26 protein-coding genes and 1 pseudogene are annotated in these 26,258 nt (G+C 52.0%); 11 read left to right on the forward strand and 16 right to left on the reverse strand.

What is annotated here, in order from left to right; all coding sequences use genetic code 11:
* The first annotated feature begins 23 nt into the window (after window positions 1-23).
* The 3 genes from mdoG (at window position 24) to EBC_RS09835 (ending at window position 4,528) form a co-directional block, all read left to right on the forward strand.
* Window positions 24-1,562, forward strand: a complete 1,539-nt coding sequence (gene mdoG / locus EBC_RS09825; RefSeq protein WP_173363026.1) for a glucans biosynthesis protein MdoG — start codon at window positions 24-26, stop codon at window positions 1,560-1,562.
* Complete coding sequence (gene mdoH / locus EBC_RS09830; RefSeq protein WP_013201633.1) at window positions 1,555-4,125, forward strand: glucans biosynthesis glucosyltransferase MdoH; 2,571 nt, start codon at window positions 1,555-1,557, stop codon at window positions 4,123-4,125. The genes mdoG and mdoH overlap by 8 nt, the downstream gene beginning before the upstream one ends.
* Before the next feature lie 160 nt (window positions 4,126-4,285).
* Window positions 4,286-4,528 (forward strand): YceK/YidQ family lipoprotein, encoded by a 243-nt coding sequence (locus EBC_RS09835; protein WP_013201634.1) that lies wholly within the window; start codon window positions 4,286-4,288, stop codon window positions 4,526-4,528.
* A 65-nt stretch (window positions 4,529-4,593) separates the two neighbouring features.
* On the opposite strand, the gene EBC_RS09840 is transcribed toward EBC_RS09835, so the two are convergent.
* Complete coding sequence (locus EBC_RS09840; protein ID WP_013201635.1) at window positions 4,594-4,992, reverse strand: MysB family protein; 399 nt, start codon at window positions 4,990-4,992, stop codon at window positions 4,594-4,596.
* A gap of 299 nt (window positions 4,993-5,291) precedes the next feature.
* Between EBC_RS09840 and EBC_RS09845 the strand changes: the two genes are divergently transcribed.
* Window positions 5,292-6,095 carry an HNH endonuclease gene (locus EBC_RS09845; RefSeq protein WP_231853684.1) on the forward strand — a complete coding sequence of 268 codons (804 nt, stop codon included), beginning with the start codon at window positions 5,292-5,294 and terminating at the stop codon, window positions 6,093-6,095.
* Window positions 6,096-6,414: 319 nt separating this feature from the next.
* On the opposite strand, the pseudogene EBC_RS26115 reads toward EBC_RS09845, so the two are convergent.
* Window positions 6,415-6,612: pseudogene (locus EBC_RS26115) on the reverse strand (type VI secretion system tube protein Hcp); the annotation flags it as partial.
* Between the two features lie 28 nt (window positions 6,613-6,640).
* Between EBC_RS26115 and EBC_RS09855 the strand changes: the two are divergent.
* Window positions 6,641-7,405 (forward strand): DUF4225 domain-containing protein, encoded by a 765-nt coding sequence (locus EBC_RS09855; protein ID WP_049789594.1) that lies wholly within the window; start codon window positions 6,641-6,643, stop codon window positions 7,403-7,405.
* Between the two features lie 2 nt (window positions 7,406-7,407).
* On the opposite strand, the gene EBC_RS09860 is transcribed toward EBC_RS09855, so the two are convergent.
* The 4 genes from EBC_RS09860 to EBC_RS09880 all read right to left on the reverse strand — a co-directional run bounded on the left by EBC_RS09860 (window position 7,408) and on the right by EBC_RS09880 (window position 11,952).
* A complete protein-coding gene (locus EBC_RS09860) occupies window positions 7,408-7,734 on the reverse strand; it encodes a hypothetical protein (RefSeq protein ID WP_013201638.1) in 327 nt (108 codons plus the stop codon).
* Window positions 7,735-8,381: 647 nt separating this feature from the next.
* A complete protein-coding gene (mdtG, locus tag EBC_RS09870; RefSeq protein WP_013201639.1) occupies window positions 8,382-9,617 on the reverse strand; it encodes a multidrug efflux MFS transporter MdtG in 1,236 nt (411 codons plus the stop codon).
* A 158-nt stretch (window positions 9,618-9,775) separates the two neighbouring features.
* Window positions 9,776-10,696: a Kdo(2)-lipid IV(A) acyltransferase gene (locus EBC_RS09875; protein ID WP_013201640.1), complete on the reverse strand. Its 921-nt coding sequence runs from the start codon at window positions 10,694-10,696 to the stop codon at window positions 9,776-9,778.
* Between the two features lie 161 nt (window positions 10,697-10,857).
* Window positions 10,858-11,952: an NADH:flavin oxidoreductase/NADH oxidase gene (locus EBC_RS09880; protein ID WP_013201641.1), complete on the reverse strand. Its 1,095-nt coding sequence runs from the start codon at window positions 11,950-11,952 to the stop codon at window positions 10,858-10,860.
* Between the two features lie 214 nt (window positions 11,953-12,166).
* Here EBC_RS09880 and trhO point away from each other — a divergent pair, with 214 nt between their 5' ends.
* Window positions 12,167-13,216, forward strand: a complete 1,050-nt coding sequence (gene trhO / locus EBC_RS09885; RefSeq protein ID WP_013201642.1) for an oxygen-dependent tRNA uridine(34) hydroxylase TrhO — start codon at window positions 12,167-12,169, stop codon at window positions 13,214-13,216.
* A 48-nt stretch (window positions 13,217-13,264) separates the two neighbouring features.
* Here the strand turns inward: trhO and EBC_RS09890 are convergent, their stop codons facing one another.
* A complete protein-coding gene (locus EBC_RS09890; protein ID WP_041692258.1) occupies window positions 13,265-13,837 on the reverse strand; it encodes a YceI family protein in 573 nt (190 codons plus the stop codon).
* 23 nt (window positions 13,838-13,860) lie between these two features.
* Window positions 13,861-14,415 carry a cytochrome b gene (locus EBC_RS09895; RefSeq protein ID WP_013201644.1) on the reverse strand — a complete coding sequence of 185 codons (555 nt, stop codon included), beginning with the start codon at window positions 14,413-14,415 and terminating at the stop codon, window positions 13,861-13,863.
* Window positions 14,416-15,032: 617 nt separating this feature from the next.
* Here EBC_RS09895 and proP point away from each other — a divergent pair.
* Window positions 15,033-16,505: a glycine betaine/L-proline transporter ProP gene (gene proP / locus EBC_RS09900; RefSeq protein WP_013201645.1), complete on the forward strand. Its 1,473-nt coding sequence runs from the start codon at window positions 15,033-15,035 to the stop codon at window positions 16,503-16,505.
* Window positions 16,506-16,564: 59 nt separating this feature from the next.
* Here the strand turns inward: proP and solA are convergent, their stop codons facing one another.
* The 6 genes from solA to grxB form a co-directional block, all read right to left on the reverse strand.
* Window positions 16,565-17,680, reverse strand: a complete 1,116-nt coding sequence (gene solA / locus EBC_RS09905) for an N-methyl-L-tryptophan oxidase (RefSeq protein ID WP_013201646.1) — start codon at window positions 17,678-17,680, stop codon at window positions 16,565-16,567.
* A 105-nt stretch (window positions 17,681-17,785) separates the two neighbouring features.
* Entirely contained in the window at window positions 17,786-18,040 is a 255-nt protein-coding gene (gene bssS / locus EBC_RS09910) for a biofilm formation regulator BssS (protein WP_013201647.1), read from the reverse strand.
* Window positions 18,041-18,296: 256 nt separating this feature from the next.
* On the reverse strand, window positions 18,297-18,542 hold the full coding sequence (gene dinI / locus EBC_RS09915; protein ID WP_013201648.1) for a DNA damage-inducible protein I: 246 nt from the start codon (window positions 18,540-18,542) through the stop codon (window positions 18,297-18,299).
* 81 nt (window positions 18,543-18,623) lie between these two features.
* On the reverse strand, window positions 18,624-19,670 hold the full coding sequence (gene pyrC, locus EBC_RS09920; protein WP_013201649.1) for a dihydroorotase: 1,047 nt from the start codon (window positions 19,668-19,670) through the stop codon (window positions 18,624-18,626).
* A gap of 164 nt (window positions 19,671-19,834) precedes the next feature.
* The gene (locus tag EBC_RS09925) at window positions 19,835-20,401 is read right to left on the reverse strand and encodes a lipoprotein (RefSeq protein ID WP_013201650.1); all 567 of its coding nucleotides are present in this window, start codon (window positions 20,399-20,401) and stop codon (window positions 19,835-19,837) included.
* 154 nt (window positions 20,402-20,555) lie between these two features.
* Window positions 20,556-21,203, reverse strand: coding sequence for a glutaredoxin 2 (gene grxB, locus EBC_RS09930; RefSeq protein ID WP_013201651.1), 648 nt, complete (start codon window positions 21,201-21,203; stop codon window positions 20,556-20,558).
* 282 nt (window positions 21,204-21,485) lie between these two features.
* Between grxB and rimJ the strand changes: the two genes are divergently transcribed.
* From rimJ to murJ, 4 genes are all read left to right on the forward strand, one after another.
* Window positions 21,486-22,076, forward strand: a complete 591-nt coding sequence (gene rimJ / locus EBC_RS09935) for a ribosomal protein S5-alanine N-acetyltransferase (protein ID WP_013201652.1) — start codon at window positions 21,486-21,488, stop codon at window positions 22,074-22,076.
* A gap of 4 nt (window positions 22,077-22,080) precedes the next feature.
* Entirely contained in the window at window positions 22,081-22,722 is a 642-nt protein-coding gene (locus tag EBC_RS09940; RefSeq protein WP_013201653.1) for a DUF480 domain-containing protein, read from the forward strand.
* A gap of 1 nt (window position 22,723) precedes the next feature.
* Window positions 22,724-23,647, forward strand: coding sequence for a Gfo/Idh/MocA family protein (locus EBC_RS09945; protein WP_013201654.1), 924 nt, complete (start codon window positions 22,724-22,726; stop codon window positions 23,645-23,647).
* Window positions 23,648-23,732: 85 nt separating this feature from the next.
* Window positions 23,733-25,271: a murein biosynthesis integral membrane protein MurJ gene (gene murJ / locus EBC_RS09950; RefSeq protein WP_013201655.1), complete on the forward strand. Its 1,539-nt coding sequence runs from the start codon at window positions 23,733-23,735 to the stop codon at window positions 25,269-25,271.
* A gap of 37 nt (window positions 25,272-25,308) precedes the next feature.
* Here the strand turns inward: murJ and EBC_RS09955 are convergent, their stop codons facing one another.
* Together EBC_RS09955 and EBC_RS09960 are read right to left on the reverse strand one after the other, a co-directional pair.
* The gene (locus EBC_RS09955; protein ID WP_013201656.1) at window positions 25,309-25,647 is read right to left on the reverse strand and encodes a helix-turn-helix domain-containing protein; all 339 of its coding nucleotides are present in this window, start codon (window positions 25,645-25,647) and stop codon (window positions 25,309-25,311) included.
* Window positions 25,644-25,982 carry a type II toxin-antitoxin system RelE/ParE family toxin gene (locus EBC_RS09960; protein WP_041691966.1) on the reverse strand — a complete coding sequence of 113 codons (339 nt, stop codon included), beginning with the start codon at window positions 25,980-25,982 and terminating at the stop codon, window positions 25,644-25,646. The genes EBC_RS09955 and EBC_RS09960 overlap by 4 nt, the downstream gene beginning before the upstream one ends.
* Between the last annotated feature and the right edge of the window lie 276 nt (window positions 25,983-26,258).

Raw genomic sequence — 26,258 nt, forward strand, 5'->3', positions numbered from 1 at the left:
TTAAAATGAAAAATAAGCCAAAACTGATGAAATTGCGCTGGTTAGGCGTAACAGTTTTGCTGTCGATGTATGCCAGCTCCAGCTGGGCTTTCAACATTGATGACGTAGCAAAGCAGGCTAAAGATTTGGCAGGGAAAGGGTACGAAGCGCCGAAAAGCAATTTGCCTTCCCAGTTGCGGGACATGAAATATGCGGATTATCAGCAGATTCAGTTCAATCGCGATAAAGCCTATTGGAGTAAGCTGAAGACCCCATTCAAGCTTGAGTTCTATCATCAAGGAATGTACTTCGATACACCGGTGCAGATTAATGAAGTCACCGCTTCGACGGTTCGACAGATTAAATATTCACCAGATTACTTTAACTTTGGCAACGTAAAGCACGATCCGGAAACGGTTAAAAACCTCGGTTTTGCCGGGTTTAAAGTGCTGTACCCGCTAAACAGTAAAAACAAGAAAGATGACGAGATCACCAGCTTCCTGGGCGCGAGCTACTTCCGCGTGATTGGCGCCGGCCAGGTTTATGGTCTTTCTTCTCGTGGTCTGGCTATTGATACTGCATTGCCGTCTGGCGAAGAGTTCCCACGCTTTAAAGAGTTCTGGATCGAACGTCCAAAACCGTCTGATAAGCATCTGGTGATCTATGCGCTGCTGGATTCGCCACGGGCGACGGGAGCCTATCGCTTCCTGATCACCCCAGGCAAAGAAAGCACGGTTGACGTGCAGTCTAAAGTCTATCTGCGCGACAAAGTGGGCAAGCTGGGCGTGGCTCCGCTGACCAGTATGTTCTTGTTTGGGCCGAACCAACCTTCGCCAAACACCAACTACCGTCCGCAGTTACATGATTCCAACGGTCTTTCTATCCACGCCGGCAACGGTGAGTGGATCTGGCGTCCGCTGAATAACCCGAAACATCTGGCGGTGAGCACCTTTACCGTTGAGAACCCGAAAGGCTTCGGACTGTTGCAGCGCGGACGTGATTTCGATCAGTATCAGGACCTGGACGATCGTTACGATCTGCGTCCAAGTGGCTGGATCGAACCACAGGGTGACTGGGGTAAAGGCCGCGTAGAGCTGGTCGAGATCCCAACGGCTGATGAAACCAACGACAACATCGTTGCTTTCTGGACGCCGGAAAACCTGCCGGATCCGGGCAAAGAGATGAACTTTAAATACCGTCTGCACTTCACTCGCGACGAGAGCCAGCTGCATTCGCCAGATGTGGCGTTTGTGAAAAGTACGCTGCGCTCAACGGGCGATGTGAAGCAGTCTAACCTGGTTCGCCAGCCGGATGGCACGGTCGCCTTCGTGGTGGACTTCACTGGTCAGGACATGAGCAAGTTGCCGGAGAATACCCAGGTAACGCCTCAGGTCAGCATCGGTAACAACGGTGAGCTGGTGGAAAACAGCGTACGCTATAATCCGGTAACGAAAGGCTGGCGTCTGATGATGCGTTTACGCGTCAAAGACAACAAGCAAGCGACCGAGATGCGTGCTGCGCTGATGAGCGGTGATAAGACGCTGACAGAAACCTGGAGCTATCAGTTGCCTGCCAATGAATAAGCCTACAGTTTTACCCACTGACTATATCGATGCGCTGCCCCTTTCCGCCGAGCGGAAGGGGGCGCTGCGTGAATCGCTGCCTGAACAACCTGAAGAGGCGTTCAGCCAGCTGCACCAGTCGCTTGCGGATGGCGGCCCGGTAGAGTGTCGTCCTGACGATGCGCCACTGGAGTCGGTTAAGTCGCGTATCGAAATGAGCTGGCCGGAGTCCGTCGGGGAAGGGAAACAGTTCGATACTGATGAACTTGACCGCACCACGCTGAAGGCCATGCCTCGCCATACTCGCTCTTCCATGTACCCGGAAGCCTGGCGCACCAACCCGGTTGCGCGCGCCTGGGATTCCGTTCGTGGCCGCAAAACCACTCATCGTTATGCCGATCCTGAAGAACAGCGGCAGGAAGATAAGTGGCGTCATGTTGGTTCGATCCGTCGCTACATCTTGCTGTTGCTGACCATCGCACAGACCGTTGTCGCGACCTGGTACATGAAAACCATTCTGCCTTACCAGGGCTGGGCGATGATCGATCCGCTGGAGATGATCAACCAGAACTGGCAGCAGTCGGTGCTGCAGATCCTGCCTTACGTGCTGCAAACGGGGATCCTGTTCCTGTTCGCGGTGCTGTTCTGTTGGGTCTCCGCTGGCTTCTGGACCGCGCTGATGGGCTTCCTGCAGCTGATGATCGGCAAGGATAAGTACAGTATTTCCTACGGGCTGAATGGCGATGAGCCCATCAATCCGGAGCACCGTACTGCGCTGATCGTGCCGATCTGTAACGAAGATGTCGGACGTGTTTTTGCAGGTGTGCGTGCTACCTGGGAATCGGTGGCCAGAACCGGCGAAGAGAAGAATTTTGACGTCTATATTCTCAGCGACAGTTACAACCCGGATATCGCCATAGCGGAACAGAAAGCCTGGATGGATCTGGTGCGTGATGTTGGCGGGGAAGGGCGCATTTTCTATCGCCGTCGCCGTCGCCGTGTGAAGCGTAAAAGCGGCAACATCGATGACTTCTGTCGTCGTTGGGGCAGCCAGTACAGCTACATGGTGGTGCTGGATGCGGACAGCGTGATGAGCGGTGAGTGTCTGACCGGTCTGGTGCGCATGATGGAAGCCAACCCGAACGCCGGTATTATCCAGTCGTCGCCAAAAGCGTCAGGCATGGATACGCTGTATGCCCGTTGTCAGCAGTTTGCGACCCGCGTTTACGGTCCGCTGTTTACCGCCGGCCTGCACTTCTGGCAGTTGGGTGAGTCCCACTACTGGGGGCATAACGCCATCATCCGTATTGCGCCGTTTATCGAGCACTGTGCGCTGGCACCGTTGCCGGGTGAAGGGTCATTCGCCGGTTCGATCATGTCCCATGACTTCGTGGAAGCCGCGCTGATGCGTCGTGCCGGTTGGGGCGTGTGGATTGCTTACGATCTGCCGGGTTCTTATGAAGAGCTGCCGCCTAACCTGCTGGATGAGCTGAAGCGTGACCGCCGCTGGTGTCACGGTAACCTGATGAACTTCCGTCTGTTCCTGGTGAAAGGGATGCACCCGGTTCACCGTGCGGTGTTCCTGACGGGCGTGATGTCCTATCTGTCGGCACCTCTGTGGTTTATGTTCCTGGCACTGTCAACCGCGTTGCAGGTGGTGCATACGCTGATGGAGCCGCAGTACTTCCTGCAGCCCCGGCAGCTGTTCCCTGTCTGGCCGCAGTGGCGTCCGGAGCTGGCGATCGCGCTGTTCTCCACCACCATGGTATTGCTGTTCCTGCCGAAGCTGCTCAGCATCATGCTGGTGTGGTTCAAAGGGGCGAAGCCTTACGGTGGCGTGGTCCGCGTAACGGTATCTCTGTTCCTGGAAATGCTGTTCTCGGTACTGCTGGCACCGGTACGTATGCTGTTCCATACGGTGTTCGTGGTAAGCGCATTCCTCGGTTGGGAAGTGGTGTGGAACTCTCCGCAGCGTGATGATGATGCAACGCCATGGAGCGAAGCCTTCAAACGTCACGGTTCGCAGATGGCTCTCGGTATTGTCTGGGCTGCAGGAATGGGCTGGCTTGACCTGAACTTCCTGTGGTGGCTGGCGCCAATCGTCTTCTCGCTGATCCTGTCGCCATTCGTGTCGGTGTTCTCCAGCCGTTCAACGACCGGTGCCGCGTCGAAACGCGCCAAACTGTTCCTTATCCCGGAAGAGTACGATCCGCCGAAAGAGCTGGTGGATACCGATCGCTACGTGGAAGTGAACCGTGAGCGCGCGCTGAAAGATGGCTTTATGCACGCTGTGTTTGACCCATCGTTCAACGCCCTGGCCAGTGCGTTAGCGACCTCCCGCCACCTGAAAAGTGATGTGCTGGAATTCGCCCGCGACCGTCAGGTTGATCAGGCACTCAGTGAATCGCCGGCCAAGCTGGATCGCGATCGCCGTCTGGCGTTGATCAGCGACCCGGTGACGCTGTCGAGGATGCATTACCGCTTGTGGGCGCATGCTGACAAGTATCACGACTGGTTCGATTGCTACAAGTCGTTGAAAATGAATCCGCAGGCGCTGCAGAACACCAAGCCTGAAACGGTGTAAACGCTGAAACTTAAAAAGGCCGGGAATTGTTTCCCGGCCTTTTTTATGCCCAACGCCTGTGGCGCTTTACGCAACGCTTACGGAAATTTTGCGTTTTTTGCCAGATAGCGTTTGCGCAGTTACTCTACAATGGCGCGTTTTTCTTCAGTTAAAGGTGGTTATGATTAAGCTTATTTACCGCGGCATTCTGACGGGAGCGATCGTGGTGCTGTTGACGGGCTGCGGCAGTATTATCAGCCGGACGTTTCCGGGACAGGGGCACGGCAACCAGTATTATCCTGGCGTGCAATGGGATGTGCGCGACACGCCATGGCGCTTTCTGACTATTATCGACCTGCCGCTGTCACTGGTGGTGGATACGCTGTTGCTGCCTGTCGACGCGCACCACGGTCCTTACGAATAAAAAGCCCGGCAGTTCAGCCGGGCTTACTTCAGCGCTTAGATCGGCACACAGGGCCGCAGCAGGGACTATTGGTAGCGTTCAGACTCGCTGTTGTCATCTTCCCACTCATCCGCTGCCGCTTTGCCTTCTTCGGTGTCCGTAGGCGGCTCAAGCTGGAACTCACCTTCATCCCACTCGTGCAGCGTATTTTCAGGCAGCCATTCCTGACGGATTTCAATCTCATCGAAATCGTCATCAAAAATCGCCTGGGCAGCCTCGCCGCCACGAAGGGATAAGCATTCCCCTTCATCGCCTTCGTTAGCGAAGAACTCGGCCTGCCACATGATATCGCCATCCTGCATCACATATTTCTGCAGGTTGAACTGGCCCACTGAGGCGTCCTCTTCTTCCATTTCCGGGTTTGCAGCCAGAAACTCTTCACGTGCGGCATCAATGGCTTCTTCAAGCGTTGCATATAATGACATACCAATTCGTCCTTTCTAAGATAAGATGATTAGCAAAGGATAGTAGATCTTCTGCCACGGTAAACCTATGACCGCAAAAAAAATGAAAGCATATTTGTATACGCGTATCAGTGGGTTACATGCAAAAAGGGCTTGCTTAACGATCTTTAAATCGGTTTTGTTATTAATTGCCATGCACACTCACAAACTTGGCCGCCGCTTCAATAAATCATTTTTATTAAAACTTAGTGTTGTATCAACACTATTAGCCTGTGGGTTAGTTGGAAAATGTTGTTTCAGTAAATTCACGTTAATTGAAGATGCTAAATGAAGCTGACTTAAAAAAACGGGTTCTTCAAACGATTTATTTTTACAAACAGATAATTACAAATAGAGGTGACATGAACAGAAAGCAATTCATCCAATCTGAGGGGGCGACATGTAGCAACTGGACATGGAGTTGGTCTTTTGTGAATCATCAAAAGCGAATGGTGATCTTTGGTACATGGGATGTTGAGCAGGAGCGAGAGAGAGCTGTTATTCTTCGTGAAGGATGGAAGAAGAACAGTAAAGATAAGAAACAGCCTGGTTATGCTCAGGCCATAGAACATCTCCAACTGGTGACTGAGGGCTACGAGCTTTACACATTCAAAATGAAATTTGCTGAACACCCTGATAATTCTGAGGTAGGAGTCATTGAAAACTTCGAACGTAAACTGGTTAAACGATTTCTAAGCAAAGAAGGTGACGTTTGGTATGCAGACTTTGCCGCTAATCCTTTCCCTGATGAAATCCCAATGCCCGATAACTTCATCGAAGGGGCAAAGACACGAGTTACAGTTAATTCTTATGAAAGGGATCCCCGAGCAAGACAGGAATGTATCCGGCATTATGGTACTGCATGTAAGGGATGTGGGTTCGATTTTGGAAAAGTCTATGGTGAGCATGGTAAGGGATTTATTCATGTACACCACATCAAACCCATTCATACTCTGGGTGAGGGATATAGTATCGATCCTATCGTTGACCTTATTCCACTCTGCCCAAATTGTCATGCCATGGTACATTTAGGTAACAAGCTAATGACAATTGAAGAACTGAAGATCAAAACAGGGTACATTTAAAAATAATAAACAGTCGGAGTGACTATTGAATTCCTCCATGAAAAATCACCATACGTTTATATTATGAGTTGAATTACTTCATGGCATTCCTACAGTTGATTTATAATAAAAACAAGAGTAACTTATGGATGTCGTGGTCTAGAGGATTTCTTATGGAGCTCAAAAAATTCGCAAGGATTAAATATTGTTGCTTTAGGATTTTATGGAATGACAATAGCAACCCATTTTTTAATTAGACGCATTCTATTGGTTGGTGCTACTTAGGTTCAGATGGGCTCTGAAAGTTATTTTGAACCTATTAGAATGCGTCATATCAAGCTTATTCGCGGTTTTCTTTTATGTTCCAGCTTGATTGGGTTTCTGCACCCTTACCGCCAGTAGTCGACTGCTCCCAGTACTGGGTTTTAACTTTTGCAGCCTGGAACTGGTATGTCATACCAACAAGATCACGCTGGCTTGCACCATTGAACATTGCATCAATGATCAGTACATCCTCAAGGGTAATACGGCAGTACTCAAAGAGTTTTTCAGAATACTATCTGACAATGGCAAACCTTCAAGCAAATCAACTCAATAGCATTGCTAATACAGTATCTTTGCTTCATATTCAGGATGCGATGCTTAGGATAAATTTTAAGGATGAAATTCAGTCGTTCATTAGCCTGCAGCTTGATGTTATCCGCGCTGCCAGTACCGATAATGAGTGCCAGGCTTGCATACAGAATCTCAAGCAAGAGCATGAATATCTAACCATACAAGACAGGATGCTTCGTTCAGGCCATGCTGTAGTGTCTGCATCTGTTCAGTTCTATCATGAACATGAAAAAATTATCGGTTATATAATCGATGGCATAGGTGTTGTTGTGGGTGGGTTGCAGATGGTTGCAGGTGCTACCTTGATTGCTGGTTCAATGGCTACTGGGAATGTAATTGGAGTTGTAGCTGGTTCGAGTTTGGTTCTGAGTGGTGCTGGCTCAACTATAGAAAGTGCTGAAAAACTCCTTGGACGTGCCAATCCAACAAATTTCATGCGAAATGCATATGAAGATGCTGCTGAATTTATGGGCTTCGACAAAAGATTGGGATTTTTAGCTTATCAGGCGGTAGATTTTACTACATCGTATTATGGGGTTTTGAAGTTAAGTTTAAAACCGGAAGCATGGAGGCTATTTAACTATCTGCCATCAGATTATTACAGAAAGGTTCAGACAATGAGCAAACCTGCTCTCGCATTAAAAGGAGCTGGTGCGGCAAAGAAAGGTATAGAGATCGGCATTAACATTAAAGATATGAACACTGATCCCAAATAATGTTACTTTTTCTTAGCCATGTAGCGATGTGCTTTCCATGCTAATTTCATTGGAGTGACAATATAAACAACGGTGACTCCAAAAAGAATAACTATCAGGTAGATGATAAAGTTTTCCGCTGAGTCATAGATACTGCCAAAAATGGCAATAACTGCCATCAGTAACATCCCAATAACACCACCCCAGAAACGTTTACTTAAGTCAAGTACTATAGAGGAAAACGTTTGATCCTTAGTAGGAACACTCTCAACTATTGTTCTTAATCGACTTATATCCTTGTCAGTAAAGCCATTGGCCTTAAGATCATTAACAAAATCCATATCGTTCAAAATTGACTCCATCTATAATTTTCTATGAATTGATAATGATTATTCTAACATATGGCTGCTTAATAGGTACATCCATTAGTTGATTGTGCATCTTTTTTTAAGTGAAGAGGGAGGTTTTACTTAATAGAGCCAAGGTTGAATTGGTGACATAGATTATATATCTTGTAAAAAATTAATCGCCCTTGACCCGCTCCCCATTGATTAATAAATCCCGATGTTAGTAATGGCGCCATAAGTCACATGAGGACATGTCCATGGAAATGTGATTTTCCGACAAGATATAATCAGTATTCACCATGCTGCCCCAAACGGGGTTACCTTCTATGAAATCTGCAGCAAACATGCCATTTCCAACACTACGTCTACACCCGGCGTAAGAAGTAAGGCGGTATCGAGGTGCCTTAGGTTAGCCCCTGAAGTTGTTCGAGGAGAAGAACATCAGGCTCAAAAAGCTGCTTGCCGTAGCTATGTAGGATCTTTTCTCCATAACAACTGATTCAGGTTTTAGAAAGGATAGTCGAAGATTGCTGAGGGGAAACATCTGAGGATAAAAAAAGATGAAAGGAATTTTGTGCAGGCCTTTCAGCAGGTTAATGAAAGGACTGGGCAGGATTGAGCACAAACTCGGCGCGATCCTGCCAGCAAATTCACTCATCCAGCATTGAACTGCGATCCACGCGGCGGCGCAGGGTGATCCACGAGTAAATGGCGTTAAACAGCACCACGCAGGCGGTCACCACGAACACGGCGCGGAATCCCCAGTGAGCCGACACGGCAGCGCCCATTAGCGGACCGGTGACATTGCCGATGTCTCTGAAAGACTGGTTATAACTGAATATTCGTCCCGCCACCTGATTGCTGGCGTTATAAATCAGCAGCGTCTGCACCGCAGGAAGGAGCGCACCATCTGCGGCGCCGAGCAGGAACCGCAAAATACCCAACTGCAGCGGATTCTGCACCATCGACATCGGGATTAACAACAGCACCGACACCAGCAGCATCGCCACCAGAATCCGTTCCGGGCCAATCCGGTCACCCAACTTCCCCAGCCGTGGCGCGCTGATCAGCGCAGCAACGCCGGGCACTGAGGCGATCAGCCCGCTGACGAACGCCAGGTTCTGAATATCTCCGGCCAGATCCCGCACGTACAGCGTCAGAATTGGCGCTATTGAGCCAGTCGCCACCTGAATAATCATCGTGGTAACAAACAGCGTCAGCACCAGTCTCGGGTTTTTCAGGGTGGTAAACACCTGATGGGCGTGCAGCATGTCCTTTTTTTGCACCGGCACAAACTCTTCGCGCACGGCAAACAGCGTCATGATAAAGCAGACGAAGAGAACCGAAGCGGTGATAAAGAACACCGGACGCAAACCAAAACTGTCCGCCAGTAATCCGCCGATCAGCGGGCCAATCAACGCGCCGCTGACGGCACCGGTGGAGAGCCAGCCGAGCGCCCAGCCGCTTTTGTTGCGGGGAACCTGCGTCGCTATCAGCGCATTGGCATTGGGCACAAATCCTCCCAACAAGCCCAGCACCGCACGCAGCGCCAGGAACTGCCAGATTGACGTCGCCAGGCCCATCAACACCATCACGACAGACATGCCCAACGCCGAGCGCAACAGCATGATCTTACGGCCCTTACGGTCAGCCAGACCACCCCAGAAAGGGGAGGCAATGGCTGAAAACAGAAAGGTGATGCTGAACACCAGTCCCGACCACATATTCAGTGAATGAGGATCGGTAACGCCCAGCAATTCGACATACAGCGGAAGGAACGGCATCACCAGGCTGAAGGCGATACCGGTAAGAAAGCAGCCGCACCAGGCGACAAACAGATTTTTTTGCCAGTTGATCGAGGAGAGCGGAACGTCAGCAGTAGCCATAGTTCAGTGTAAGACCTGTAGGGTAGATTTTATTATTAGCAGGCTAATTATGCGCGCAAAAAATCTGCATTAACAGGGGGTGCATAAGGAAAAGAAACAGCGTTGAAAAAGGGTTTCAGTTGGGTAGCAGGCGAGGAAAACCCTGCGACCCACCAGATTTAATAAAGGGAGGATTCACCGGCGGGACGGGTTTTAAAGCGGCGATGCAGCCACATATATTGCTCCGGTGCCATCAGCACGCCGCGTTCAATCACCTGATTCATCCTGGCCGCCGTGGCGGCTTCATCATCCAGCGGCATGTCTTTCTCTTCCGGCAGGATCACCATTTCATAGCCTTTGCCATGCGGCAAACGGCGTGGCACAAACGGAATTACCGCTGGATGACCGCTGCGGATAAGCACATAGCTGCCTTTGGTTGAAGCGGCCTTATCGACGCCAAAGAACGGCACAAACACGCTGCTCTTCGGGCCGTAATCGTGATCCGGCGCGTACCAGATGATGTCGCCGCTTTTTAGCGCGCGGATCATGCCTTTCAGGTCTTTACGATCCAGCATACTTTTATTGGAACGCATGCGGCCCCAGGTCTGTAACCAGTCCAGCAGCGCATTGTCATTGGGACGATACACGCCGATGCCGGGATTATGGATGCCGAAAATACGGGCGCCCAGCTCCAGCGTCAAGAAGTGCATACCAATCAGCAAAATGCCTTTGCCGTCTTCGTGTGCCTTATCGATGTGTTCAAGTCCGCTAACGTGGAACCACTTATTAATGCGCCAGTTCGGCCAGAACCAGGCCATGCCGGTTTCAATCAGTCCCATACCAACGGATTCAAAATTACGTACCACCATCGCTTCACGTTCTGCTTCCGGCATGGTTGGAAAGCACAGCTCCAGATTACGGTGAGCGATATTCACGCGCTTACGCAGGAAACGCATTGAAAGGCGTCCCAGGCCGCAGCCAATATAATAGAGGACCGGGTAAGGCAGCAGGACCAGCAGGTAAAGGAAGCCAATACCCAACCAGGTATGCCAATAACGAGGATGCAACAACGCGCGCGTAAATTGAGGCAGTTGAGTCATGAGAGTCCAGATCGCATAAAAAGGGCAGTATTATGCTGCCCAAGAACTTTTAATTATGGCCTATTGTGCCATTTCTTAAGGACAGATTGAAATAACCCGCTGTGGTAACGTTGATTTGGGTCGCCAGCAGCATAAACAGGCTGTAGCGACCCCGATAAGGCTTACTGCTTAAACAGCCCTTTGACCTCATGAGGCTCGCAGCGCCAGTATTGCTCTGGTGCATGCACCTTCGCACCGAGTTTCGCCGCCGCGTGCCATGGCCAGCGAGGATCGTAGAGCATACCGCGCGCCAGCGCGACCATATCGGCCTGCTGTTCAACCAGCACCGCTTCGGCCTGTTCCGGCTCGGTGATCATACCCACCGCAATAACCGGGATCGTGACGGCTTTTTTGATCGCCGCGGCAAAAGGCACCTGATAATTCGGCCCGACTTTAATTTGCTGCGCCGGTGACAGGCCGCCGCTTGACACGTGGATGTACGCGCAGCCTTCGGCCTCCAGCGCCTGACTTAACGCAATGGATTGTTCCACATCCCAACCGCCTTCCACCCAGTCGGTAGCGGAAATGCGTACGCCAACCGGTTTGTTCGCCGGGAAGGCACGGCGGACTTCGCGGAAAATTTCCAGCGTCAGGCGCATTCTGTTTTCCAGCGAGCCACCGTAGACATCATCACGCTGGTTCGACAGTGGTGACAGGAACTGATGCAACAGATAGCCATGTGCCGCGTGGACTTCAATCAAATCCAGGCCCAGCCGATCGGCGCGAATGGCACTGTCAACAAAGGACTGTTTGATCTCTTCGATGCGCGCTTTGGTCAACGCCACGGGCGTGGCGTCGGTCTGATTAAACGGTACGCCAGATGGCGCAGAGGTTTGCCAGCCGCCTGCTTCAGGCTGCAGGAAACCGCCGCCACGCCATGGCACATCGGTAGAGGCTTTACGTCCGGCGTGGGCAAGCTGGATACCAATCGGCATGGAGGAGTGCTGACGTACGTCTTTTAACACCGAACCCAACGCCTGTTCAGTTTCATCATTCCACAATCCTAAGTCCTGCGGCGTGATGCGGCCCGCGGCTTCAATCGCGGCGGCTTCAATAATCAACAGGCCCGCACCAGAAAGCGCCAGATGGCCAAGGTGGATGCGGTGCCAGGCGGTTGCGTTGCCGTGGTCGGCAGAATACTGGCACATCGGTGCGATGGCGATGCGGTTCTCGAGGGTTAGCTTACCGAGGGATATCGGACTGAAAAGCTGGCTCATGCAGGTTCTCCGGTGGGTTAACAGTGTCAGTGACAAAGGCTAACTATAGGCAAATTATATCATGGCGTTGAGCAAGCCATGCTTTTACCAGAAGCCGTCAAGACATCGGCATCGGACCTTTTCACCGCTTTTACCGGATTCCGGTTTGATTTTTCTGCTATTCAGGTATGATAGCGCCCGCAAAATTTCTCTCTTGAACGCAGGAACGTACACCATGCCAGTGTTACATAACCTTGTTTCCAATGAAGAGCTGCGCGCGCGGATGTTGGCCGAAAGCGAACCGCGTACCACAGTCTCTTTCTATAAATATTTTACCCTCGACGATGCTAAAGCCTTCCGCGATGCGCTGTATGTTGCGCTGACTAAGCTGAAAGTTTTTGGGCGCGTTTACGTTGCCAGTGAAGGGATTAACGCCCAGATCAGCGTGCCTGCCAGCCAGTACGAAACGATGAAAGCGATGCTGTATGCTTTCCATCCGGCGCTGGATAATCTGCGCATGAATATCGCGCTGGATGACGACGGAAAATCGTTTTGGGTATTACGCCTGAAAGTGCGCGAGCGCATTGTCGCCGACGGCATTACCGATGACACCTTCGATGCCAGCGATATTGGCGGCTATCTGAAGGCCAACGAAGTCAACGCGATGCTCGACGATCCGGATGCGGTGTTTGTTGATATGCGTAACCACTACGAATACGAAGTGGGGCATTTTGACAACGCGATGGAAATCCCGGCCGATACCTTCCGCGATCAGCTGCCGATGGCGGTTGAGATGCTGAAAGACGATAAAGAGAAAAAAATCGTCATGTATTGCACCGGTGGCATCCGTTGTGAGAAAGCCAGCGCGTGGATGCGTCATAACGGCTTTGAAAACGTCTACCACGTTGAAGGCGGCATTATTGAATATGCCCGCCGTGCGCGTGAGCAGGGCTTGCCGGTACGCTTTAAGGGCAAGAACTTTGTCTTTGATGAGCGGATGGGTGAACGCATTTCTGACGATGTGATTGCTAACTGTCACCAGTGCGGTGCCGCCTGTGACACTCACGTCAATTGCAAAAACGATGGCTGCCATTTGCTGTTTATCCAGTGCGCCAGCTGTGCCGAGCAGTATAAAGAATGCTGTAGCCCAATCTGCATGGAAGAGTTGGCATTAACGCCTGAAGAGCAGCGCGCCCGCCGTGCTGGCCGTGAAAATGGCAATAAGGTGTTCAATAAGTCACGTGGCAAGCTCACGATGACGCTGAAAATCCCCTCAGCAGAGTAATAGAATCCGGCCGGGTGTCAGACATCCGGCCGGGTGGTTATCCGTCAGTTACTGACGGATCCCTTCTACCGAGATCATCAGCTGCACATCCTGTGAGGCTGGCCCCAGATCGGTTTTAATGTTGAAATCTTTCAACGCAATTTTGGTTTCGGCTTCAAAGCCCGCACGATAACCTCCCCACGGATCCTTGCCTTCACCCAGCTTTTTCGCTTCCAGCGTCACCGGTTTAGTCACCCCGTTCAGCGTCAGGTTGCCGGTAATATCCAGTTCGTCGCCATCCTTTTTCACACCCGTTGAGACAAAGGTCGCCTGAGCGAATTTCGCCACGTTAAGGAATTCCGCGCTGCGCAGATGCTTATCGCGTTCCGCATGGTTAGTGTCGACACTGTTGGTATTGATGGTCACATTGACCTTATCTTTCGACGGATCGGCTTCATCAAACGTGAAGCTGCCGTCAAAGTCTCTGAACGTGCCGTACAGCCAGCTATAGCCAAGGTGCTGAATGCGGAACTGCACAAAGGCATGTTGCCCCTGTTTATCAATTTTATAGTCAGCGGCTGAGGCGGTTGCCGCACTCGCCAGCAGAGCGGCAGTGGTCAGTGCTAACAGGCTTTTCTTCAACATAGTTCTGTTCCTTTCAGAGGTTAATCAACGCGGCTACCCAGCATCCGCTTCAATGTACTGTCGCGATCGACAAAATGGTGTTTCAGGGCGGCCAGGCCATGCAGAACGGAGAGGATCACCACGCTCCAGGCCAGCCACAGGTGAATATCGCCGGCCAGGTCGGCCTGCTCGCCAAAGCCTTCCAGCGTGGCCGGTACGGAGAGCACGCCAAAGACCTCAATCGGTTTGCCATCGGCGGTTGAAATCAAATAGCCGCTGATAAAAATGGCGAACAGGATGCCGTACAGCAGCAGATGAACCGCAACGGCGCTCACACGGGTCAGTGCGGAGTAACTGCTTAACGGCTTTGGCGGCGGGGAGATGAATCGCCAGATGACCCGCAACACCATGACGGCAAACAGGGTGATGCCAATGCTTTTGTGCAATTCCGGGGCAGGGTGATACCAGCTGTCGTAATAGCCGAGGGTGACCATCCACAGGCCGAGCGCAAACATGCCGTAGAGGGCAATGGCCACCAGCCAGTGCAGCATTACGCTGACGGTGCCAAAGCGGGTGGGGGTGTTTTTCCAGCGCATGCTTACATCCTGCAATCAATTTTTGCCAAGACTGGATAATCCGAAACATAAAATCAACAACTAATTACCCGTAGTAAACAAATAGTGATTATCATTCAAAAATATTGAATGTTAAATCGGGTTATTATCATTAAATTTGGTTTTCAGAAGGTTGGTTTAGCGTTATGTGGCTTATTTATGTGGGGTTGATTGTGGGGTGAAGTGAAGTTGTTAATGTCTGTTTATTTGATGGTAAATTAAGTATTCGTCAGTAGTTTGTCACTTTTCGTCAATATTACGCCCTAAAATAGGTAATATTTATTGATGTGTCTGCTTAAGGCGTAATGTAAATGAATAGCGGATGCCAGCAATTTGTCTATCGACTCTGACGCAGATGTCTGAGAATCGGCATTTCTCTGGAGGTCTGTATGGTTTTTGAGGATAAATTCAGCGATAACGGTCACAAACTTGAAAAAATCCGGTCTGTCGTATAGAGTCAGTTACCGTAAAGAGATGTTGTTTATGTGTAAATCATCGTCTTATCCCGCTGCTTTATAGCTTTCTTTCCCTTCATTACTTCCATCCCGGCAACGAAAGCTATGACGCTGCTCTCTACATTCAGTCACTCCGGAGACCGTATGAGCACTGCATCAGATTCAAATAACAAGCTTAAGAAGCTTTTCTCACGGCATAAGAAGCCGAAAGAGCTGACCGTAGACGACATCACCATTGTTGATGGCGACATGCTTAAACGCGCGGTGGGCGCCGCAGCCTTGGGTAATGCCATGGAATGGTTCGATTTCGGTGTCTACAGCTACCTGGCAGTCACCCTGGGGAAAGTCTTCTTCCCGGGCGGTGACGCTTCGGCGCAGCTGCTGGCAACCTTTGGTGCCTTTGCGGCAGCCTTCCTGGTTCGTCCGATTGGTGGACTGGTGTTTGGCCCGCTGGGTGACAAAATCGGCCGTCAGAAAGTACTGGCGATCACCATGATCATGATGTCTATCGGTACCTTTTGCATCGGCATCATTCCGTCCTATGCCTCGATAGGCATTCTCGCGCCCATCCTGCTGCTGGCCGCTCGTCTGCTGCAGGGCTTCTCAACCGGAGGCGAATACGGCGGTGCGGCGACCTTTATTGCCGAATACTCCACCGATAACCGTCGCGGGTTTATGGGCAGTTTTCTCGAATTTGGTACCCTGGGCGGCTATCTGCTGGGCGCCGGACTGGTCACTATCCTGACCGTTGCTATGCCGCAACAGACCTTGCTGGACTGGGGCTGGCGTATCCCGTTCTTTATCGCCGCGCCGTTGGGCCTGTTTGGTCTGTATATCCGCCTGAAGCTGGAAGAAACGCCGGCGTTCCAGAAGCATATGGAGAAGCAGGAAGCCCTTGAGCAGAGCAAACCCCGTCTGACCCTGTGGCAGATGCTGAGCAAGTATCGTAAGCAGATGCTGAAATGTATCGGCCTGGTGCTGCTGTTCAACGTGTCGAACTACATGCTGACCTCCTATATGCCAAGCTACCTGACCGGTATCCTCGGCCTGAGCGAAATCAGCAGCCTGTTGCTGATCCTGGTGGTGATGTTTGTGATGATGCCGCTGACGCTGTTCTGGGGACACTGGAATGACCGTCTGGGCCGTCGTCCGGTGATCTGGGCTGGCGCAATCGGGCTGATTGTGATGGCGATCCCCTGCATGATGATGATTGGCACCGGCAATCTTTACCTGGTGTTCCTCGGTCTGATTATCCTTGGGGTGATCCATACCTGTTTCAGCGGCTCGATGCCGGCGACCTTACCGGCGCTGTTCGCTACCGATATCCGCTACAGCGCGCTGGCCATCGGCTTCAACCTGTCCGTTTCACTGTTTGGCGGCACCACACCGCTGATCACCACCTGGCTGGTGGAGAAAACGCATAATCTGATGATGCCGGCCTACTATCTGATGGGTGCTGGTGTGATTGGGGTGCTGACGGTGTTTACGCTGCGTGAAACCGCCCGTAAACCGCTGTCAGGATCTGCGCCTGCGGTGGCCACCGAAGCCGAGGCACACTCGCTGGTGAAGAAGCTACGTCTTCGTCAGCAGAAGAAAGAGGCTGACGCGACGCGTTAAGCGATAAGCCAGACAATAAAAAACCGGGCCTGGCCCGGTTTTTTTATTGCCTGAAAACATTATTTAAAGCGCGAAAGCGAGAAGGGCGATAAATCAAATTCGGTATTTTTCCCTTGCGCAAACCCAGCGGCAATCTCACCTAATACGCTGGCAAATTTAAATCCGTGGCCGCTTAACCCGCTAATAATAAGCCGATCGGGCGAGCCGGGAAGCGTGTCGATAATAAAGTCTTCATCCACCGTATTATCATAGGTACAGGCTTCGCCGCGCAGACAAACGCCAACACCCGGCAGGAAATGGCGAATGAAAGAAAACAGTTCGCTGCCATCTTCTTTTACCGATCCAAAGGGTTTACGTTCTTCAGGTGCGCTAATCAGCTGCCCGCCGTCATGACGGCCAATTTTAAGTGCGTTATTATCCGCCGGGAAACCGTAAAAATGGCTGCCGTCCGGCATTTCGCAGGTAAATGCCGGGAATTTATTATTTTCACTGTAGCGGCCATCGGCCTGATGCCAGGCGAACACCTTTCTTACTGGCGCGATCGGCAACTCGGGTAGCAAGCTTTTTACCCAGGTGCCGGCGCTCAGCAGCAGCTTACGGCCACTGTAGGTGCCATCTGCCGTATGCACATGCTGCAATCCATCACGCTCTTCCAGCGCGTCGACGCCGCAGTTGAACAGCTGGGCACAACCCGCTTCGCGCGCCAGGCGGATCAGCTGGCGGACCGCCACTTCAGATTTCAGGTAACCGGACTGCGGCTCAAAAATGCCGGTATAGCCATCGGGAACCGTTATCTGCGGCCAGCGAGCCATCACCTGCTCACCGCTCAGGGTTTCAACGTTCAGGGAGAAGGCTTGCGCGCTCTGGCTGACGTTACGAATAAATTCAGAGGTTTCCGGGGCCAGATTGATGATACCGCTGCGGTGCATAATGCGTTCACCACAGGCGGTTTCCAGCTCATCCCACAGCTGTTGCGCGCGTAAAACCATTGGGACATAGCGGGCACCCTCACCATAAGCATGGCGGATCAGGCGGGACTCACCGTGGTGGCTACCCTCGCTGTGCGGCGGATGCGCGCGGTCAATCATCAGCACTTTCAGGCCGGCCTGCGTTGCATACCAGCCGGCGGCGGCACCTACCGATCCACTTCCCACCACAATTAAATCGTAAACCATCTGCACCGGTTCCTTTGTTGATCAGGCAATCCGTGCAGGATAGCAAAATGTAGCAGGAATGAAAAAGGCACCCTTAGGGTGCCTTAGAGAGTAAACCAACAGGATTTAATGCTTTTTATAATCGCGATCTACGTAGTCTGTTGCTTCAATCTTCGCTATGCCAGCTTCGAGAATGGAGATAAATTGCCTGGCAACATCAGTGGTTAACCAGTAAGTCTGACCTACTTCCGCGTCTTCATTCTGCTGCTCGTTTGACGTTAGTGAATGAAGACGGATCATCATGGCATCGTAAGAATCTACAGTACTGATATCCCACCCAATGAGGGGATGTGTCTGGATTACGTCTTTGTTTCTGTCCATTATAACCCCCTTATTACTCGTGTTAATGATGACAACGAAGTGATTTATCGAGGTTCAATGCGGCTTTTTTTCATAGAGCAAAGTAATTATAACAGGGATTTTAATTCTCGCAGGCGGAAAATTTATGGCGAAAGGAGAAGAGAGTTTGATTAAAGATTTTATATAAGCGGGTGCAATGAACAAATAATGCGCAAAAAAGATAAAAAAGCCGGATGGCGAAACCCGGCAAACAACGGCAAAAAAGGAGAGAAAAGCGCTAGTCGGTAATAAACCAGTCGTCGGCACTTTCCCAGGTTTCCTGCAGAATTTCAGTGATGCGATCTTTGGCCTCTTTGCCACCGCCCATCACCGTCAGATTATTTCCTCCCGCATAGCGAACCGAAACGCTGTTGCTGGATTCAGGGAACTGTTTGTCGATACGTTTAACCAACTCAGAAGAGAGCGCATCAATTGCGCCAGCAGGAAGAGAAGTGGTTTTTGCTACAGTGACTTCAATACGCATAAAAGCCTCCGAATAAGATACTGTAAATATATACAGTAATCTCACGGGAGGCAATCATTTAATGCAGGGCGTTCGATTGGATTACAGCTCGACGGTCCAGTTCAGGGTTTCACCGGCAAGGAAAGGCACCAGCGTGTGCTCGCCAAGGGCAATACTGTCAGCGACTTTCCACGGCTTGCGAACCAGCGTAATGGTGCCTTCGTTCAGCGGCAGGCCATAGAAACGTGGGCCGTTTTCAGAGCAGAAGGCTTCGAAATGTTGCAGCGCATTCATCTCTTCAAACACCGTGGCATAAGCCGGCAGAGAAGACGGGGCGTTGAACACACCGGCACAGCCACAGCTGGCTTCTTTCAGATGCCGCAGGTGTGGCGCGGTGTCGGTTCCCAGGAAGAAGCGATCGTTTCCGGTTGCCACCACCTTACGTAACGCTTCCTGATGCACATTCCTTTTGAGGATCGGCAGGCAATACAGATGCGGGCGAACGCCGCCAACCAGCATATGGTTACGGTTAAACATCAGATGCTGTGGGGTAATGGTCGCGGCGAGGAAACGATTGCCTTCCTCGACATAGGCAGCCGCTTCTTTGGTGGTGATATGCTCAAACACCACTTTCAGCTCCGGGTACTGCTTACGCAGCGGCTCCATCACCGTTTCAATAAAGCGCGCTTCACGATCGAAGATATCGATCTCTGCGGCGGTCACTTCACCGTGGATCAACAACGGCATACCGATCTTTTGCATACGCTCCAGCACGGTGGCGATGCTGGCGATATTGGTCACGCCGTGGCTGGAGTTCGTGGTCGCATGTGCCGGATACAGCTTGGCGGCGGTAAACACGCCTTCGGTGAAGCCTTTTTCCACTTCATCCGCATCCAGTGAATCGGTCAGATAGCAGGTCATCAGTGGGGTGAAGTGATGCCCGTCAGGGATGGCATCCAGAATACGATTGCGGTAAGCAATGGCGGCAGCAACGCTGGTGACCGGTGGCACCAGGTTCGGCATCACAATCGCCCGGCCATTGACCTCGCTGGTAAAGGGCAGCACGGTTTTCAGCATCTCATCGTCACGCAGATGAATATGCCAGTCGTCAGGACGGCGAATGATAAGTTGCTGAGGTTGTGCGGTCATTTTGCTGCTCCGGCAGAAGTGAAATCGGGTTGGCGATTTAGCCGGGTACTAAGCATAGGGATAAAGGCAGGGGAATGCACCTGCTTTGTGTGCAGCGGGAGGAAATTAGCGTTTCAACCTGCGCTGAGCCGACAAAGGGCACAGCGCGTGCTGAAACGGCATGATTACTGGCTAACGAAAGGGATAATCAGCTCGCCTGGCTTCACTTCCAGCCCTTTGGCAAAACGTTTGGCCAGCGACTCAGCCTTGCTGCGATCGGTGCTCAGCACATAAGCCGGTTTCTGATTAAAGTAATCCTTCAGCGACTGGTTCAGGTAAGGCGTCAGGGTTTTCAGAATGCCCTGCATCTTTTCAGGCTGGACCTGAACGTCGACCAGTTCCATATCCTTCAGGAAGATGGCGCCTTGCTCTTTATCAAAGAACGGCTGCGCTTTCATCGTCAAGGTCATGTTCGCCTGCTGTGGGCCGAACAGCGAACTGATGTTGACCTTCGCGTTGCCTGAAAGAGTCACCTTATTCGGCTCTGCGCGGCCAATCTGGCTGCTGAGATCGGTCAGCACAATGTGGGCATCGACCAGACCGGCCACGCCAATCTGCTTCTCGTAGTTATTGTGTTTTGCCAGCGCCTGGTTCACTTCCTGTTCACTGATGCTGTACTGCGTCAGTTGATTACAGCCGGTCAGTAAACCCACCAGCAGCAGGGCGCATAGCCCGAAAAATGCTTTGTTCATGGTTATCCTCTGTCTACAAATCGTCAGCAACCCTTCTGACGTGAGACAATAGAGTGCCCGACAATGGCAATGGAGTCACCAGGACAAAGGGTAAACGGAAAGGAAAAAAAGTGTGAGGAAATGCAGCAGGGCCACGAATGTGGCCCTTGGAAAATCAGGACGCGATCGAGGACAACAGCGTGACCTGCGTCTGTTTGGCCATATTGTCACGGTAGTCCGCCACGCGGCTTGGGTACTCCACGCCTGCGATCAGCGACAGCGAACGCAGCACCGGGAACAGATGAATATCATCCATCGACAGCTCACCGTTGACCGCATTGGCTTTCACAATCAGCTTATCCAGCTTACGTAAGTCGTCGTTCACGTTCTTGATGTAGCCTTCGGCATGCAGCTTGAGCTCGGCGAAACTGCCCAGATTCGCTTCTTTCTTCTCTTTGAAATAGCGGCGGGCTTCCGGCGTAGCGAATTCAGCAAACGGTGCCTCAGCAATGCGTGGCAGCAACAGCTTATTCAGATAGCTGTTGATGTGGCGCAGCCAGTCAGAAATCGCCGGATTGGTTTTACCGGTCACCAGCGGCTCGCGATCCTTATTATCAATGTAATGCACGATATCCAGGCTTTCCGGCATGCAGCTGCCATCTTCTTTCATCAGGATAGGCGCCATCTTTTGCCCAATCAGCTTCTTCGGCAAGGCTTCATCGTCGCTCAGCATCACCACCAGTTCGACTGGCAGATTTTTCAGGCCGAAAATCATGCGGGCTTTTACACAGAACGGGCAGTGATCGTAGATATAAAGTTTCAAGAACGCCTCCTTACAGCGGTGACGGCGGGCGGGCCGCCATCAATCATTTGAATGCATTAGGGAAGTATGGAAGAGATCCCAGCACAGGGCAAACTGCGACCGGACATTACTTGTGCAAAAGAGATTTTCGGAAATTTTATGCGCATTATTTTACCGGTCACTGCCCTGGCGGTTATAGTGGTTTGTAAGCGCAGAAAATGTCGGCCATCTGGCCCAGGCTAAGCAGTTCTGCTGTGCGGGTTGACCCGCTTAAATCCTTTATCGGCCGGATCAGGAGAGAAGATGTTTGGCTATCGTTCCGCTGCCCCGAAAGTCCGCCTGACTACAGACAGGCTAGTGGTTCGTCTTGTTCATGAACGCGATGCCTGGCGTCTGGCGGATTACTATGCTGAAAACCGGGCTTTCCTTAAACCCTGGGAACCGATCCGCGATGAAAGCCACTGTTATCCGTCTGGCTGGCAGGCGCGTCTGGGCCTGATTGCCGAAATGCATAAACAGGGCAATGCGTTCTATTTTGTGGTGATGGATCCTGAAGAGAATGAAGTGCGTGGCGTGGCAAATTTCAGCAACGTGGTGCGCGGCTCATTTCATGCCTGTTATCTGGGCTATTCGCTGGGCGAGAAATGGCAAGGGCAGGGGATGATGTTTGAAGCCCTGCAGTCTGCGATCCGCTATATGCAGCGCCAGCAGCGCATGCACCGCATTATGGCCAACTATATGCCGCATAACCAACGCAGCGGCGATTTGCTGGCCCGGCTGGGTTTTGAAAAAGAAGGCTATGCCAAAGCGTATTTACTGATTGATGGACGCTGGCAGGATCACGTGCTGACTGCGCTGACCGCCAAAGAATGGACACCTGAACGTCGCGGATAACTTAATGAAAATTCACCTTTCGGCCGTAGAGGCCCGCATTATTGGCTGCCTGCTGGAAAAGCAGGTCACCACGCCCGATCAATATCCGATGTCACTGAATGGCGTAGTGACGGCCTGTAATCAAAAATCCAACCGTGAGCCGGTGCTGTCGCTGAGTGAAGTTAGCGTGCAGGACACGCTGGATATGCTGGTGAAAAAGCATCTGGCCACCCCGCAAAGCGGTTCTGGTCAGCGGGTAGTGAAATACGAACACCGTTTTTGTAATTCCGAGTTTGGTCAGCTGAAATTTACGGCGGGTGAACTGGCGCTGATCGCCACCTTATTGCTGCGCGGCGCGCAAACGCCTGGCGAGTTGCGCACCCGCAGCACGCGCCTGCATGAGTTTGCCGATATGGCAGAAGTGGAACAGGCGCTGCAGGCGCTGGCTTCGCGTGAAGACGGCCCGTTTGTGGTCAGATTAGCGCGTGAGCCCGGCAAGCGTGAAAGCCGCTATATGCATCTGTTCAGTGGCGAAGTCGATGAGGCCGCCTTAGCGTCAAACGACGTCCCACAGGAAAATGACGACCTGCGTGAACGTGTCGCCGAGCTGGAAAGAGAAATGGCTGAGATTAAGCAGGTTCTGGCACGACTAACCGGGGAAGACTGAGATGACGGCATTGAAAGTGGGCATTATTGGTCTCGGTGGCATCGCGCAAAAGGCGTGGTTGCCGGTAGTCACGCAAACCGCCGGCTGGGAGATTGCCGGCGCGTTCTCACCCAATCAGCAAAAAGCACGGGTGATTTGCGACAGCTATCGCATTCCTCTGATGGGCAGCGTGGCTGAGGTGGCGGCGGCCAGCGATGCGGTCTTTGTGCATACCTCAACCGCCAGCCACTTCAGCATTGTTAAAGAACTGCTGATGGCGGATGTGGATGTCTGCGTCGATAAACCGCTGGCAGCGAAACTCAGCGAGGCGGAACAGTTGGTCGAACTGGCTCACCGACGGGGACGCAAGCTGATGGTGGCCTTTAACCGTCGCTTTGCGCCGCGTTATCTGCAGCTGAAGGATCATCTTGGCAGCCTGGCGTCGCTGCGCATGGATAAGCACCGCAGTGACAGCGTGGGGCCACACGATCTGTTTTTCACGCTGCTGGACGACTACCTGCATGTGGTCGACACCGCATTGTGGCTGAGCGGCGGCAGAGGGAAACTGCAGAGCGGCAGCCTGCAGACCACCGATGCCGGCGAAATGCTGTATGCCGAACACCATTTTTCCCAGGATGACATTCACATCACCACCAGCATGCATCGCCGTGCCGGCAGCCAGCGTGAATCGGTGCGTGCCGTGACCGATGGCAGCCTGTTGCTGGTCGATGAGATGCGCGATTTCCATCAGGAAACGGCCGGTAAGCTGGTGATCGATCCGATACCCGGCTGGCAAACCACCCTTGAGCAGCGAGGCTTTGCCGGCGCGGCGCAGCACTTTATCGCTTGCGCACAAAATCAGACAATGCCGCAAACCTCCGGAGAGCAGGCGCTGATGGCGCAGCGGGTGGTGGAAAAGCTCTGGCGAGAGATTGACCGGGAATAATCCGCTGTAACAAAGCAGTGTGGTGATTTGCCGCAACATCAGTAAACTGTGCCCGAGATATTTCAAGCCAAAAAACCGGAAGAACATGAACCTGTTGAAATCGTTGGCAGCGGTCAGCTCCATGACCCTGTTTTCGCGCGTGCTGGGATTTGCCCGCGATGCCATTGTGGCAAGAGTTTTTGGGGCGGGAATGGCGACGGACGCCTTCTTTGTGGCGTTCAAACTGCCTAACCTGCTGCGGCGTATTTTTGCCGAAGGCGCGTTCTCCCAGGCCTTCGTTCCGATCCTCGCCGAATACAAAAGCAAGCAGGGCGAAGAAGCGACCAAAGTTTTCGTGGCCTACGTTTCCGGGTTACTGACGCTGGCGCTGGCGATTATCACCATCGCCGGGATGCTGGCGGCTCCCTGGGTGATTCTGGTGACCGCGCCAGGCTTTGCCGATACGGCGGATAAATTTGCCTTAACTTCCGCGCTGCTGCGCGTGACTTTCCCCTATATCTTCCTGATTTCTCTTGCCTCGCTGGCCGGGGCCATTCTGAATACCTGGAACCGCTTCTCCGTTCCGGCGTTCGCACCCACCTTGCTCAACGTCAGCATGATCGGTTTTGCCCTGTTTGCCGCACCGCATTTCCATCCGCCGGTGATGGCGTTGGCGTGGGCGGTCGTTGCGGGCGGCGTGCTGCAGTTAGGCTATCAGTTGCCGCACCTGAAGAAGATTGGGATGCTGGTGCTGCCGCGTCTGAACCTGAAAGATGCTGGCGTCTGGCGAGTGATGCGCCAAATGGGCCCGGCGATCCTCGGGGTGTCAGTCAGCCAGATCTCGCTGATTATCAACACCATTTTTGCCTCTTTCCTGGTGTCGGGTTCCGTCTCCTGGATGTACTACGCAGACCGTCTGATGGAGTTCCCGTCCGGCGTGCTGGGCGTGGCGCTGGGCACCATTCTGCTGCCTTCGCTGGCAAAAAGTTTCTCCAGCGGCAATCACGATGAGTATTCGCGCCTGATGGACTGGGGATTGCGGCTCTGTTTTGTGCTGGCATTACCCTGTGCGGTGGCGCTGGGCATCCTGGCGAAACCGTTAACCGTCGCCTTATTCCAGTACGGCAAATTCAGCGCGTTCGATGCCTCCATGACCCAGCGCGCGCTGGTGGCGTATTCGGTCGGTTTGATGGGCATTATTGTGGTGAAGGTGTTGGCACCGGGCTTCTATTCGCGTCAGAACATCAAAACGCCGGTCAGGATTGCCATCGCCACCTTAATTATGACGCAGCTGATGAACCTGGCGTTTATTGGCCCGCTGAAACATGCCGGTCTGTCGCTGTCGATCGGTCTGGGTGCCTGCCTGAATGCGGCGTTGCTTTACTGGCAGTTGCGTAAGCAGAAGATCTTCCATCCTCAGCCTGGCTGGAGCGGTTTCCTGCTGCGTTTGTTTATCGGTGTGGCGGTAATGGCGGCGGCATTGCTGGGCATGTTGCATGTGATGCCAGACTGGGCGACCGGTAATATGCTGTCGCGGCTGTTACGTCTGGCCGGCGTCTGTGCCGTTGGCGGCGCGGTGTTCTTTGCGGTGCTGGCAATACTCGGCTTCCGCGTTAAGGACTTTGCCCGTCAAACTCAGATCTGATAAAACGCAAAACCCCGCTCAGGCGGGGTTTATTTTTTTACTCGATAGTCATCTTGACGTGTTTGCCTGTATTGGCAACCATCGTCACTAAAGAGTCCAACGTAAATTTTTCTGTCTTCTGATTAACCACATCTGATACACGAGGCCGTGATATATGGAGCAATTTTGCTGCTTCACTCTGTTTATGCCCCTTATCTTCCATCCAATCTGAGATCACGCTCATTAATTGCCTTTTCATGGCCTTGGTTTGAGCAATATCGTCTTTGGATTTGGCCAGTAGCATTTCTGCTTCAGAAGGTTCAAAACCCAGTTCCGCAAAAATATTACCGCCAGCTTTAGTGATGTGGCGTGACGTGGTATCAATTTTATCAGTCATAATTCTCTCCGCTCAGCAACTACGGCCCTATAGCGTGCTTTAATTATTGCTACGTCAGATGGACTCGTCTTCTGCGTTTTTTTTTTAAAACTGTGTAGCACGTAGACTGCCTCTGCAAATTTTGCAACATAAACAACGCGATACTGATTTACATTATCCTCAAGCCGTATTTCAATAACACCGGCACCCCAGTCGTTTATTCTTTTGAAATCACGAGGGTCTTCACCATGTTGTACTCTTCCCAGTTCAAAACCGGCGATCCTTTTGGCATCATCGGGAAACGCTAAGAGGTCGTTGTACGATGAACCTCGCCAGTCAATTGCTTTTTCACCCATCCTTGAGCGTCCCTTTACACCGTGTTTATGTATAAAATTTTATACGCCCACATTACAAAGAGCAAGTTCCTTTGCTGGCGCAGTTCGTTTCATCTGGCCTAACTGATTGGATTGTGGTGAAAGTGTTACGGGCTGGCGTTTAGGAGCGGGAAGGGGGGAACTGCTTTCTGGCGGCTACATGGGTACGAGGAATAAACATTCGTCAAACGCAATCAAGCCGGGTATTCCTGGCCTTAAGGAAGGCCTGGCAATAGTGCTCTATAAAAATACCCGGCC

Origin of the sequence: Erwinia billingiae Eb661 (genome assembly GCF_000196615.1) — a bacterium.
Taxonomy (GTDB): domain Bacteria; phylum Pseudomonadota; class Gammaproteobacteria; order Enterobacterales; family Enterobacteriaceae; genus Erwinia; species Erwinia billingiae.

Bases quoted from the DNA above. Each gene is read 5' to 3' on its own strand.
- EBC_RS09895 (WP_013201644.1), bottom strand. From the start codon at position 14,415: ATGCGCTGGAAAAACACCCCCACCCGCTTTGGCACCGTCAGCGTAATG.
- mdtG (WP_013201639.1), bottom strand. From the start codon at position 9,617: ATGGCTACTGCTGACGTTCCGCTCTCCTCGATCAACTGGCAAAAAAAT.
- proP (WP_013201645.1), top strand. From the start codon at position 15,033: ATGAGCACTGCATCAGATTCAAATAACAAGCTTAAGAAGCTTTTCTCA.
- pyrC (WP_013201649.1), bottom strand. From the start codon at position 19,670: ATGACCGCACAACCTCAGCAACTTATCATTCGCCGTCCTGACGACTGG.
- solA (WP_013201646.1), bottom strand. From the start codon at position 17,680: ATGGTTTACGATTTAATTGTGGTGGGAAGTGGATCGGTAGGTGCCGCC.
- EBC_RS09955 (WP_013201656.1), bottom strand. From the start codon at position 25,647: ATGACTGATAAAATTGATACCACGTCACGCCACATCACTAAAGCTGGC.
- bssS (WP_013201647.1), bottom strand. From the start codon at position 18,040: ATGGACAGAAACAAAGACGTAATCCAGACACATCCCCTCATTGGGTGG.
- EBC_RS09835 (WP_013201634.1), top strand. From the start codon at position 4,286: ATGATTAAGCTTATTTACCGCGGCATTCTGACGGGAGCGATCGTGGTG.
- EBC_RS09925 (WP_013201650.1), bottom strand. From the start codon at position 20,401: ATGAACAAAGCATTTTTCGGGCTATGCGCCCTGCTGCTGGTGGGTTTA.
- mdoH (WP_013201633.1), top strand. From the start codon at position 1,555: ATGAATAAGCCTACAGTTTTACCCACTGACTATATCGATGCGCTGCCC.
- dinI (WP_013201648.1), bottom strand. From the start codon at position 18,542: ATGCGTATTGAAGTCACTGTAGCAAAAACCACTTCTCTTCCTGCTGGC.
- trhO (WP_013201642.1), top strand. From the start codon at position 12,167: ATGCCAGTGTTACATAACCTTGTTTCCAATGAAGAGCTGCGCGCGCGG.
- EBC_RS09875 (WP_013201640.1), bottom strand. From the start codon at position 10,696: ATGACTCAACTGCCTCAATTTACGCGCGCGTTGTTGCATCCTCGTTAT.
- EBC_RS09940 (WP_013201653.1), top strand. From the start codon at position 22,081: ATGAAAATTCACCTTTCGGCCGTAGAGGCCCGCATTATTGGCTGCCTG.
- EBC_RS09840 (WP_013201635.1), bottom strand. From the start codon at position 4,992: ATGTCATTATATGCAACGCTTGAAGAAGCCATTGATGCCGCACGTGAA.
- EBC_RS09845 (WP_231853684.1), top strand. From the start codon at position 5,292: ATGCTAAATGAAGCTGACTTAAAAAAACGGGTTCTTCAAACGATTTAT.
- EBC_RS09880 (WP_013201641.1), bottom strand. From the start codon at position 11,952: ATGAGCCAGCTTTTCAGTCCGATATCCCTCGGTAAGCTAACCCTCGAG.
- EBC_RS09960 (WP_041691966.1), bottom strand. From the start codon at position 25,982: ATGGGTGAAAAAGCAATTGACTGGCGAGGTTCATCGTACAACGACCTC.
- murJ (WP_013201655.1), top strand. From the start codon at position 23,733: ATGAACCTGTTGAAATCGTTGGCAGCGGTCAGCTCCATGACCCTGTTT.
- EBC_RS09855 (WP_049789594.1), top strand. From the start codon at position 6,641: ATGGCAAACCTTCAAGCAAATCAACTCAATAGCATTGCTAATACAGTA.
- rimJ (WP_013201652.1), top strand. From the start codon at position 21,486: ATGTTTGGCTATCGTTCCGCTGCCCCGAAAGTCCGCCTGACTACAGAC.
- EBC_RS09945 (WP_013201654.1), top strand. From the start codon at position 22,724: ATGACGGCATTGAAAGTGGGCATTATTGGTCTCGGTGGCATCGCGCAA.